Origin of the sequence: Candidatus Berkiella cookevillensis (genome assembly GCF_001431315.2) — a bacterium.
Taxonomy (GTDB): domain Bacteria; phylum Pseudomonadota; class Gammaproteobacteria; order Berkiellales; family Berkiellaceae; genus Berkiella_A; species Berkiella_A cookevillensis.
This window is the reverse complement of the sequence record NZ_LKHV02000001.1, coordinates 1116464-1129725: the sequence shown is the minus strand read 5'-3', so window position 1 is coordinate 1129725 and position 13262 is coordinate 1116464. Positions and strand designations below refer to the sequence as shown.

5 protein-coding genes are annotated in these 13262 nt (G+C 34.8%); all 5 read left to right on the top strand.

The features are described from left to right. The first annotated feature begins 6 nt into the window (after positions 1-6). On the top strand, positions 7-777 hold the full coding sequence (locus tag CC99x_RS04875) for a glycerophosphodiester phosphodiesterase (RefSeq protein WP_057623113.1): 771 nt from the start codon (positions 7-9) through the stop codon (positions 775-777). A gap of 214 nt (positions 778-991) precedes the next feature. After that, positions 992-2053 (top strand): methionine ABC transporter ATP-binding protein, encoded by a 1062-nt coding sequence (locus CC99x_RS04870; RefSeq protein WP_057623115.1) that lies wholly within the window; start codon positions 992-994, stop codon positions 2051-2053. Continuing rightward, positions 2034-2675: a methionine ABC transporter permease gene (locus CC99x_RS04865; RefSeq protein WP_057623117.1), complete on the top strand. Its 642-nt coding sequence runs from the start codon at positions 2034-2036 to the stop codon at positions 2673-2675. Before CC99x_RS04870 ends, CC99x_RS04865 begins: the two co-directional genes overlap by 20 nt. Continuing rightward, positions 2647-3444: a MetQ/NlpA family ABC transporter substrate-binding protein gene (locus tag CC99x_RS04860; RefSeq protein ID WP_057623119.1), complete on the top strand. Its 798-nt coding sequence runs from the start codon at positions 2647-2649 to the stop codon at positions 3442-3444. Before CC99x_RS04865 ends, CC99x_RS04860 begins: the two co-directional genes overlap by 29 nt. Positions 3445-3653: 209 nt before the next feature. After that, positions 3654-13256 (top strand): DUF3638 domain-containing protein, encoded by a 9603-nt coding sequence (locus CC99x_RS04855; RefSeq protein ID WP_057623120.1) that lies wholly within the window; start codon positions 3654-3656, stop codon positions 13254-13256. The last annotated feature ends 6 nt before the right edge of the window (positions 13257-13262 follow it).

Genomic DNA, 13262 nt, shown 5'->3' with positions numbered 1-13262 from the left:
ATAACAATGGATATTAAACACATAGCGCCTAAGCACGGACTCATCGGCCATCGAGGACTCGCTGGTTATGCACCAGAAAATACAATTGCTGCTATTCAAGCAGCTTATGAGCAAGGACTCAACTGGGTTGAGTTTGATGTTCAGCTATCAAAAGATCATCAACTGATAATATTCCATGATCATGATTTAAATCGTACCACTAATGGTAATGGATTAGTTTATGATTTTACCTATGCAGATATAAAAGCTTTGGATGCTGGTGCATGGTATGGCTCTAAATTTTCAGGTACTAAGATTCCAAATCTTGAGAAAGATCTTAACAAATTATTAAGATATAACCTTCATTTTAATATTGAATTAAAATGCCCTAACAACCCAAGCCAAGCCTATAAAAACGCACTCTGTAACTCTTTTTGCACCTTGATTGAGAAAAAATGGCCCAAAGCAAGAGCGTTGCCATTGGTTTCAAGTTTCGAATGGGACTTATTACTTCAGGTGCGAAGCAGACTGAAAGACATAGCAATTGGTTTTTTATGCGATGCTATTACACCAGAATTAATCAGACTGGCTGTGAAAACACCTAATGCCACGATTAACTGTAATCATCATTCACTAAATGATGCTGATATTTCTCGATCCCAGCACTTAAATATCCCTTTGTTAGTCTACACCGTTAATGATCAAGAAATTGCAAATCAGTTGCTAAACCAAGGTGTATTTGGGATTTTTACAGATTCATTAATAGAATCTAGACCCAGTATTCGCGAAGCTATTTAGAATCACCACGCCATCATAAATTAGTTATTAAACTAAAAACAGAGCCAGATTAAATAGGAGCAGCCTTCGTGCTTACCCTTATTTAATCTGGGACACCCACACTTTCTTCTCATGTAAAGGCGAATCTCTGTGCCCGTCCGTATTTAACAGCCGTATTTCTAAAGCCAGTGTTCTGTGTTAGAATCATTGGTTAATTTTCTCTTTGCGTAACAGCATGATTAGCATAAAAAATCTTTCAAAATCTTACTCATCAGGCATACCTAAGCCATCAGACCCACAAGCCGTAAAAGCGCTTGATAATATTAATTTGGATATTAAGCCAGGCGAAGTATTTGGCATTATTGGTAAAAGTGGCGCAGGTAAAAGTACACTGATTAAATGTGTTAATTTATTATCACCGCCATCCAGTGGCGATGTCATCATTGATGGTCAACCAACCTCGCATTTAACCGAAAACGAACTACGCATCACCCGCTTAAAAATGGGTAAAATCTTTCAGCACTTTAATTTGCTGCGCTCACGCACGGTTGAACAGAATATTGCCCTGCCACTTGAATTACTCAAAAAGCCCAAGACAGAAATACGCAAACGTGTAACCGACCTACTGATGTTAGTGAATTTAAGTGAACATGCTAAAAAATACCCCAGTCAATTAAGTGGTGGACAAAAACAGCGTGTTGCCATTGCAAGAGCTATAGCAACTACGCCTAAAATATTACTGTCCGACGAAGCAACCAGTGCGCTTGATCCCACCTCAACCAGAGATATTTTACGATTGCTCAAAAAAATCAATCAAGAATTAGGTCTCACAATTTTTATGATCACGCATGAAATGGATGTCGTAAAAGAAATATGTGACAAAGTTGCCGTTATTGATGATGGAAAAATTATTGAGCAAGGCTCTGTGATCGAAATATTTACAAATCCCAAGCAAGAAATTACCAAAGAATTGGTGAAGAAGACCTCCATGCTAGAAGTACCTTTGCACATTCAAAAGATGCTGCAAAAGTATAGCAAGCCAGGTTCAAGCCGTATCTTACGATTGGCTTATCATGGTGAACAAGCATCCCAGCCTATTATTAGTTATCTTATTTCACAATACCGAATCGTTATCAATATTTTGCAAGGCTATATTGAAAATATTCAAGATCAACCCATGGGAGTCATGATCGTTGAGATCCGGGGAGATCAAGACAATATTGAAAAAAGCATTCAATTTCTAGAACGTAATCGCTTATATGTAGAGACCTTAGGTTATGTTGAATCCGATCATTAAAGCAACTTTTGAAACGCTTGAGATGGTTTTTGTCTCAGGTCTTTTTTCCTTGATAGGTGGATTACCTTTGGGCATTTTATTGCATCTTTATGCCCCCAATCGACTCTGGTCAAGAAAACATTTATATCGATTATTAAGCTTGATTGTTAATGCGACACGCTCAATTCCATTTATTATTTTAATGATTGCGATTATCCCTTTTACCCGGCTGATGATGGGCACGTCTATTGGTGTCCACGCGGTGATTGTGCCACTCACCTTAGCAGCGATCCCCTTCTTTGCACGCACGGTTGAAACAGCGCTCAATGAAATTCCTGACGGACTGATAGAAGCCGCAAAATCGATGGGCGCCAATCATTTTCAAATCATTAGTAAAGTATTAATTCCAGAGAGCTTGCCCTCTATCATCAGTGGTTTGACCCTTACTTTAGTTAATTTAGTGGGCTATTCCGCCATGGCAGGCTTCAATGGCAGTGGTGGTTTAGGTACCCTCGCCATCAACTATGGCTATCAAAGATACGATACACAAATAATGATTATTACTGTGTTAATTCTCGTTATACTCGTTCAATGTATTCAAACAGTAGGTGATTATGTCTCGCGTAAATTACTTTCTCATTAGTTTAATTTTCCTATTTATCGTGGGCTGCCAACAAAAGTCTCGAGACGATCATGAAATTTACATTGGTACCATTAGTGGCCCAGAAACAGAACTGATGGAAGTCGCAAAAGTGGTTGCAAAGCAAAAGTATAATCTTGAATTAAAAATCTTTGAATTTGAAGATTATACAATGCCCAATACAGCACTTGCAGAAGGTGCAATCGATGCCAATATGTTCCAGCATCAACCCTTTTTAAACATCGTGAATCAAGAAAGACGCCTCGACTTGATAGCCATAGGGAAGATGTACATTTATCCTATGGGGATTTATTCTAAAAAATACAGCGAACTACAAAGCTTACCTATGGGCGCAAAAATTGGTATCCCCAATGATCCAAGCAACGAGGCAAGAGCGCTAAAACTACTAGAGAAAGCGGGTCTAATTACGCTCGCAGAATCAAGTGATCTGCAACTCACACCGAATAAAATAAGAAACAATCCTAAAAATCTTCACTTTCAGGAAGTAACAGCAGCACAACTACCACGCGCATTAGAGGACTTTGATGCAGCGTGTATTAACACCAATTATGCTTTAGCAGCAAGCCTATCGCCCGCAGATGCTCTCTTTAAAGAAGATAAAGATTCACCCTATGTCAATATTGTTGTTGTCAATAATTCTGAAAAAGACAAAGAAAAATTCGAAAAATTAATGCTATCACTACATTCTGAAGAAGTACAAGCGAAAGCAAAAGCACTTTTTGGAGAATATGCATTGCCTGGCTGGAAATAAAAAAACGCCCCTACTGACAACTCTCTTCCCCGTCCAGCTCACAAATTAGCTTCGGGATGACACAACCGTCGTCCCACGAGCATTTTCCCACTAATAATTCAGTCAATAAACTTATTTTAGTGAGGCATATTTCATTCAAATCACTTGATTAAAAACGCCTATGTATTTAGAATGCTTGCTTATTTTCTGTTGACGAGGCACTCCATAATATGTCAGGCCAAAATTACTCTGCTCAAGTATTCGCTCACATTCACAACGATCCACAATTAAGCGGCTCTCCTCTTGAAGGCTGTAGATTCAGCGAAACATCAAACTATTTGGCTAGCATATTGGCAAGACTCAGCAATAAAGAACTCCCCTCTCTCTTTCCAAACAGCAAACAATCACAAAAACTCACAGAATTTTCTGCCCGTCTTAACCAATATTCAGCACGATTTAAAGAATTTGAAAATATCAATCTGGAAAAAAATCATTTATACAAAGCTCTAAATCAATTTTCAAAAAATATTCTTCATGATTTAGACCAATACAACAGTGCTTTTATTCCAGGAGGCTGGAGTGATCCCACAAGTGGCGGGCACGCAATGCTTTATGAGTTAAGAAAACTCAGCAATAACAAAATGATCTTATTATGCTGGAACTCGGGAGCAGGCATTAACAATCATAAGCAATTTGACTCCAAAAGTGGCCATAAATTTAGCCCCGTCAAAGCATTTGAAATGCCTAATACGACAAATAAGAAACATTTAGAAGAATTTATTAGCAAACTTGTAGAACCGAGAATCGTTCCGCTCATTGATCAGAATAGAAAATTTAATGACAATACAGTTTATAATGAAATATTAACACACGTTGCTCTGTTCAATGGCAAAGAAGTTGATTCAGAATCATTTGCCCCACATACAACGCTTGGCCAATTTTCTGGGACATGCACATGGGCTGTATTAGTAGAAGTACTACTCAACTGTTGTGAAGATGAACAGATCTTTCATAATCAATACCTAAATATTTTATATTACTCACTTGCCGAAACACTGGATTATTTCAAAAGAAATACACTTCGCCAAAGAGATGCACTTCTTATTTCAATGGCAAAAGAAAATTTATCAAGACGTTTAATCGCTTTTGATAAGAAACATCCTATTCCTAACAGTGCCAAAGAAAAAATTTTAGAAACACTTGTTAAAACCGATACTTTGTTAAAAGCATACAATAAAGAAACAACGCTCCAAATCCAGAACTATGACAACACTGGACTCAATAATACGCATTTTTTATTAGAGAATATTCCAAGTGATATTGGCATTCAAGTATCTAAGCATCAAAATCTTGATGCTTATCAAACAGCTGATTTTCAAAAAACAGTCAGCAGAATAAAAGATATAAATGAACTCTCTTCTTTAATCGAAAAGGCGATTAATCAAAATGAAACTGCCTTTAATAGATCTTTTCTACAAAAACAGCTTGAGTCTATTTTATTGAATATTCCACTTGATGCAGATCTCTCGCAGCTTACAACCCAAGAACAAGATCAATTATTAGGAAAAATTGAACGTCTATTCAACAAATATATAGATATAACAAGAACAACAGATAGCACAGCTTATTCTGAACATTTAATAGCCTGCTACAGCGCAATTGCAATGATTGAGCGTATATTAACGGCTCGCTTTTACAACAGACCTGATATTTTATCAGAAATCATGGGTGCATCCTCTTATTGCAGACACCCCCTCTTTAAAAGCACACTGGCTCATCCATGCTTTACAATTGTGGATACACAGCTCATACAAAGATTAAATGCTATCAAACAAGTATTTATTCATCACCAAGGTATTATCCGTCATTACGATCAGAAAGAAAATTATATTCACAAAATTACTCGACAAAACAATGCCCTAAGAGAAGAATCCGAACGAGCAAGGATTTCATCTCCATCTACAGAAAAAACTAAGCCAGGATTATATTTTAAAGAAAACATCGATAACCCCAATTTTGTCAAAAAACATCAGCAAGTCTATAACGACATCAATGTATGTATCACCTATGATAAAATTAGATACTTAACACAAAAAATAACCAATACTGGCTTTAGAAATCTTATCCTTCAAAATAAATGGGATACTCTACGAATACGGAATATCAGCACTCAAGAAGTTGAAGATTCCGCCGTTGTCTTTGAAAGCGAAGGTTCTTCTGATAACAAACTGAATGATGATGCTTTATTTTGGTTCCAAGTGAATGCCTCCTCTTTAAAGCAATCATTAACGGCTGATATACCGAACGAAAACAGAATTCAGGCTCAATTCGCAAATCACGAGGTGGTTAACGATCTCGTAAAAAGGATTCTACATCTCAGAGTTAAAGCAGACACTCAAGTGATTGCCACACATGAAATGATTCAATCAGAAATAGAAAAATTAGAAGACAAGAATCTGCAAAATATTTTATTAGCGCTATTATTCCAATCTGGTTTCATGTTAAAGGAAATTGAAAATAACGCACAAGCCGTTGATCAGCTCATCAAACTCATTGAGAATGGTTTAAAGCTCAACAAAAAAAATAATACTTACAAACAACCTTTTGAATTTTATATACAATTGGCTATCTATTTGAATCGCTTGTTAAGCACCTGTGATATTCAGAGAAGTAGCAAAATTAAATTACAAATAAGTACACTCAATAAAATCCTACTGCAATTTCAGCCTAACTTAGATTCAATTTTAAGTAAAGGTCTTACAAAGAATCTTTCAAAAACAGAGCTACTCAATCTCAATCACTTTATCAATATTGAGATATTTCAATTTCATAGCCTACTCATTCAGAATAAAAGCTTAGATGAAGTGCAAATAGAAAGACTTATGTCTTTATTGTTTGCAAGAAATCATCACAGCCACACTTGCTGCAATGATTTATTGTCTTTCCAAGTTAAAAATTCAATTCTCGCTTTGCAAGCTTATTTAAATACCCAAAATATAAATATACCTTCTGTATTTCGTGCGATTAAACAATCCACTGGCACGGAAATATTGCCCAATACAATTACAAACAAACATCCATTGTACACAAGCAATAGATATGATTTTAATCCCATAACAGGCGATCTGCTTGATAAATTAGACAATAAACAAGGCTTACCCTTTGAATTACTTAATAATATTAATTTTAAGGAATTATTTAAAGCCCCTATTACTGAATCTAAAAAAATAGGCAATCATAGCTTTGAATTTAAGATGCTCGGCAACACATACCGTGTCAAACAACATCTTAATGCTCAAACAATTGATGTTTTTAGAGATTTCCCAGAAGGAGCGCAATCGCATTGGTACAAATATAACAAAGCACCTGATTTTCTCTTTAAGGAGAATCAATTACCACATACCTTAATGAATCAGAGTAGCATGGCATGGGTGCATATAAATTATCACAATACGCATAATGAAAAAATGTATATTATTCATAGAGATGCCAAAACTCCTACGTATAAATACAATAATGGCACACTATCAATGGTGTCTAGCACAACAAAAGAAGCATGGGAACTTGTCAACACAGATGGCATTAACAATACTGTTTTAGAAAATATTTATCAATTTGAATCTAAAGAATTTGTTGAAATCTGGAAAAATATAAACAGCAATCAAATTGAAATAAGATTACCCAGGTATAACATCGCATTAAAATCAATTATTGAAAAAGATAAAATGATTTTTGTCGATCAACAAGACACGGATTCTGTTTTACAAATAGATAATGAGCTGCCAATTGGAAAATTACAGTGCCATTTAAAGTTTGCAAACAAAAAAAATCCATCCGATACGAAATTCTTTTTCCCGAGAAAGAAATTTTATGTAGATAATGTGCTTATTGAAGATGATATTCATTACAAATTAAAATATGACACAAGAAATATTTATAATGCAGCGATTATTAACGAAGAAGAAAACAAAGATAAAGAAACGATAATTGAATACATCCCACCTTTTTCAGTAAATTTTCATGGCACTGAATCTTATCTTGTTGCGCATAAGTCTAACGATAAGAAACAGCCTCTTAGCTGTAATACTACTATTGATACCATACATCTTGCCTATTTACTGCTTTCTCAAAATAAAGCAAAGGATGCGCTAAGGTTACTGCGCAATATCAAAACTTCATTCAATGGAGATTTTGAGCAGTTTGAAGCACTCAATAGTATTCTCTCAGAAATACCTACTTTGCTTATAAACGAAAAGACTGCGCAGAAAGCAGTCTCAAACACACCTGAAAAAATTGCTACTCATGCATTCGTTTTAAGTATACTTGCCTCTTATTTTGCATCCGGTGCAAAATTCAAGCCTTTAAAAGGTGTAGAATTACTCAGCGAGTATGAAAAGAAAATATACAACCAGAAACTGAGAAACCTAGAAGACACAATTGTGAAACCTAAGCAATTTGAAAAAACTGCAATTGGAATTTACGAACAATATCTAAAAAATTTAAAATTTATTCCTAAGGACATGCGACTGACTACAAATGAGAATGATGCTTTGCTGTCCTATCTTCGTACCGAAATGCCAACAGAACAACCTGCATTTTTAGATATTGCACAACGTAAAGCAAAGCTGAATCGCTGGCTAAAACTCAAACAACAATTATCGTCCGCTGCAGATCAAGATTTTCTATCTGCTCAGCAAAAAGCAGATCAACAGTACACGATTGATATGTATGCAAATGATACAAGTAAAAAGAAAACAAAAATTATTCAAAAATCACTTTCTGAATTTTCATTTAATGATGAAAATATCAGAAAATCATGCAGTTTAATATCAGAAAATAATATAGAGAGTATATCCATAGATACGCTTTCTATATACAGTTCACCCATGGTGATTGCAAATAACTATCGATCGCTTTACCAACAAGCATGCAATAATACTGAACACGAGAAGAAACTAATTGATTTTCTAGAAAAAATGATAGCTTCAAATGCCAATGCACCAGACAATTCAAAAATTGCCGTCTATGGCACTTTAGTCATGATGCTTAAGCATAAAGACATTGTTAATCAAGTTTTTAATATAAAGAAAGACAGCCATATACACATAAACGTCGAAAATCAAATGCGCCTTATAAGTCGGTATCGACTCAATGCAGGATTATCATGCTTTTACTATCTATTTTCTCACTGCAAACTTCCTATACCGAAATCTAGTTGTATAGAACAAAATATAAAAAGCAAACAAGTACAAAATATAGAAAAAATCAAAACTGCCATGCCTATGCCCTCTATTGTACACAAAACTTCTTCTATCAAAGAGATATTGGCAGACTGTGGCTTAAGTCATCTTACAAAAGAATTTTCTCCTATTACAAATTCAAATAGTAAAAATATTTTTCATGCACTCGATAAAAGTGAAGCATTTGTTGAAACACTTGTTCAGGAAATAAATGCTGATTATCAAGCTGGCCTTGCACAAAATAAAGCAACAAGCCAACAAAATGCTTATTTCATCTCTACTTTAAGCAATAAAAATAACATTGCAAAATTGAATATTCAAATGACAAGATCAATCACGATTGATATACGTCAAACAGAAGCATTAGAAAAGAAAATACTTGAATTGCTAAACAAGAAACCAAGTGATCAAACAAAAAATGCCAACTGGCAGCTCAATGAACATGCAAATAATCGGCATGCCTTTGATATGCAAGACGCATTCAAACTATTTTTAAAGCAGCGTAAAAATAGCTATCAAAATCATTGCAATCTGAATGACACAGAAATAACTCAAGTTCATAATCTCATTTTAAGTTATTTAACAATAAGCACACAATTACAGCAAAAGAAACGTGCGCAAGACTTGATAGAAAAAATTGAGACCCACAAAGAAAATCAAGAAGAATTAAATAAACATTTATACCAACTTGGACAAATTCTAACCACTGAAAGATGCTATGATGCAGCAAAACAGCCAGAGATCTTAGTATTTGAATATTTAGATAATAAGCTACTTTATAAAAAGCAATTTAAAATGCTCGAAGCGCTGTTGTCTAAAAAAGATGGGAAGCTCCAAAATGTAATCATTAAACTTATCATGGGCGGCGGAAAATCAAAAGTTCTTCTCCCTTTACTTGCAAAAATCAAACCTAAGGGTGATAACTTAGTTTTTGTGGAAGTACCTCGAGAACTTTTCGAAACAAATTTCGAAGATTTAAAAAATACTTCTAAAAAAATATTTGGTCAAGAAGCCTATCCTTTCAAATTTAATAGAAACATGGAATGCGATGGAAAATTCTTTGCTCATTTAAAAGAGCATTTTCTCCAAATAATGGCCAATAAACAATATATTGTAACGACCAGAGAAAGCATTCAATCACTTGAGCTAAAGCTTATTGAGATCTTGTCTAATCCAACACAAAATTTAAATGATTGGATCACTCAAATTGATCACCTATCTCACATTATCAACATGATCAAATATCGTGGCGATGCCATACTTGATGAAGTTGATATTAATCTTAATCCAAAAGATCAGATTATCTACACTGCGGGCAGCCAAAATGCTTTAGAACAATATATTTTAGACGCTCAAGTAGAACTCTTTGATTTTATGAAAGAGGTGACACTTACTTCAAGCGACAATAAAAAATACAATCTGTTTGACATCGTTTCTCATCAGCGGAGCAAACCCAATGAGAAGATTATTGATCAATTGATCAACCAACTTGCGCAAAGTTTGATTAATAATACAAAATCTCCAATTCAAGCGATTACTCGTAATTGTTCAAAACAGCAAAAAAATGATGTCTATGCTTTTTTACTTGGAACAAATAAAAAGAAATCAGACTTTATTGAAAAATTAACAGAGCAAGATAAAAGCATACTAAGCTTATATAGAGCGCAAATTAAAGATGTGTTACCCATTGCTCTGAAACGAAATTATAATGAACATTATGGATTGCCACTTGACAAATCCAAATCAGAAACTGAAAAACTGCTGGCAATTCCATATAGCGGTGCTCAATCCCCAAGTGAATATGCTAAATTTAAAAATATATTGCTTGCACTAAACTATTCAACCCAGATACATCACATCAATGATGTGCATTCCAGTGTTTTTAAAATATTTATAAATCACTTTAAAAATGAAATGGAATCTGAGAATGCTATCAATGCACAAAAAGCAGATAAAACGCAGTATGACTATAGCACCCGAGATAAGTTCATTCATTTGCTTGGTATTGATCTCGCCACCTTTCAAAGATTAGATCTGGATTCCGAAGAAACAGTAGAAGCACTTTATCTTCAACATAAGAAAAACCAGAAGCTCAAAAGCTACTGCATATCGCAGTTTATCCTCCCTAACATTGTGACTCACGATGTAACGATTGGGCAAGATGCTCAAAACCATGTCGATATGTATCGTTCAACGATTGGATTTACAGGAACCGATTACAATTATAGAACCTTCCACTCTTCTATCATGAGAGATGATACTGAAAGTTTTGGTACAGATGGTCAAACCATTGATCACTTATTGCGTATCAGCTCAGAATATAAAGCGCAGAAGAGACAGGATATTCATACCTTAAAACCAAAGCACACTGTCTTTGATATTATCCGCAATCATCCTAAAATCAATGATTTGCGCGCTATTATTGATATCGGAGCTGAATTTAAACATTGGAAAAATATAAATATAGCGCATGAATTAGCAGATATTTTCAAGAGCAAAGGCAATAAAAAAATAAAATATATTTTATATTTTAATGAAGAAGATATTTTACATGCCTTACCCATAGATGGCGCTCATAAACACCCTATTAAAGTAGGTTCAACTGACAATATTGACCAAAAATTAAATTGCAAAGCTGACGAATACTTTAGCATATACGATCAGAAAAGAACCACAGGAACAGACATAAAACAAGCGGATAATACACTAGCAATTGCGACTATCAGTGAAAAAACCACCTTCAGAGATCTGGCGCAAGGTTGCAACCGCCTTCGAGATTTGAAAGGTTTACATCGCGTTGAATATGCATTAATGCAAGACTTACAAAAAGCATATCCTGAAATTAAAGACTGGAATACAGAAAAGCTTCTAAATATTACGGTGAACTATCAAGCACAAATATTAATGAATCTGCATTTACAAGGTGCAATGCAAAAAATCAATGGCTTATTTAGAAATCATCTTGTTTCTCAGATAAGAGATACTCAGTCTATTTCTCAAAAAATTATTTATAATGATGCTTTTAGAAACTATATCTACGAAACAGAGATTTCTAATCTCTACGAAAAATATGGTACACCAGAACAAATGGTAAGCATGAAAACAATGCTTGATGACTATGTTATTCGTGTAACAAAAAGATGGGAGCAAGCATTAAAAACTGCAAGTGCTTCGATTGCCTCTGCTGAGAAAAGAAAACTACTCACAGTAGCAAAAAATATTGTTTTCAAAGAAGTTAACTTCTGTAAGAAAAACATAAAAACACCCCTCATGGGAGCAACAGAATCTGAAGTTACTACACAAAAAGAAGTCGAAAATGAGCAAGAAAATCAACAAGAACTTGCACTACCACGTTTAAATACAAAGACCTATTGTTCTTGGAAAGCAGTGGATATGACTACTTGGAAACCAAATCCTTCTCTTGTGCGAAAAATCAGCAACACCACTATTCATAATCGACCAACAACTAAAACGCTAGAACAAATTGCAGCAACACACCCTGTCATCAGACAATGGAAATTCGACGCTAATATTCATGCATCTAATAATTTTTATGATTGTGCAGACATTAGTGACAAGCTTAATCAGCTTAAAAAACCTGCTTATTTTGTTCTCATGCAATATAATGGAACAGATCTACAATCAACCATAATCACCGCATGTGAAGCTGCTGAGATCAGAAAAAAGGCCATCATTCATAATGAAAAAAATACCGTCTGGATTGAAACAATGAGTGGTATTCCTTATTGGGGGCAATGCGCTAAAAATATACAAACATTGATATCCGCGCATAGAGAACAAATCCATTTCTTTAATGCAGACACGTCATACTTAGCAGCCAATCTAAGTAAAAAAGGATGGTTTACATCACATACTTTAGAAAAACTAGACTATCTGCATGATCATCTCATGCGACGCCATAGAAGCAAAAACAATATGTTTAACACGCTAAAACGTGAATTGGTAAGACATAAGATTTTAAATCCAACCGCTTTAGCGCAACATTCTATACGAACAAAAACGAACACAAATGATAGACCACTGATGCACTTAAATGTAGAAGCAATCAATCATAAAAAAATGCCTGATACTGAGAAAGTAAAATTAAGTGCTTATATTAAAGCACAAAATCTCGTAACGGCACCCATCGTGCGTAAATGGATGCGATTTATCGTTCTTGTAAGTAGTTTTATCTTAATGACAGCAGCAACCATTGTCAGCTACATATATAGAAAATCTCTTTTAAATATTGCACTCCATGCATTACGTTGGATAAAAGCGCTTTCTTACATGCAAATGACTATGTATGCCTTACCCATGATAAGTGTTGCAGCTATTGCAACCAGAATTTTCATGCAGAAGTATGCGAGAAAATTTTATCAAAATACACACGAAATCAAAAAAGTAACTAATACTGAAGAAATCTCTGCGCTCAATGTAGGGGCAGATGCTGTTACCTGGAAAGGCTATGCATGGAGCTATTTACGTGCTTCAGCTTATCTCCATCCTCTCGCTTATTATAGAGGCTTAGAGATTGCACAAAATAAAACAGATGCACCGCTTAAAAAACAAATACGAGCAAAACAACATTAATATTTA

Excerpts from the sequence above, each read along its gene's own strand:
- CC99x_RS04875 (WP_057623113.1), top strand. The coding sequence starts at position 7 with ATGGATATTAAACACATAGCGCCTAAGCACGGACTCATCGGCCATCGA.
- CC99x_RS04870 (WP_057623115.1), top strand. The coding sequence starts at position 992 with ATGATTAGCATAAAAAATCTTTCAAAATCTTACTCATCAGGCATACCT.
- CC99x_RS04865 (WP_057623117.1), top strand. The coding sequence starts at position 2,034 with ATGTTGAATCCGATCATTAAAGCAACTTTTGAAACGCTTGAGATGGTT.
- CC99x_RS04860 (WP_057623119.1), top strand. The coding sequence starts at position 2,647 with ATGTCTCGCGTAAATTACTTTCTCATTAGTTTAATTTTCCTATTTATC.
- CC99x_RS04855 (WP_057623120.1), top strand. The coding sequence starts at position 3,654 with ATGTCAGGCCAAAATTACTCTGCTCAAGTATTCGCTCACATTCACAAC.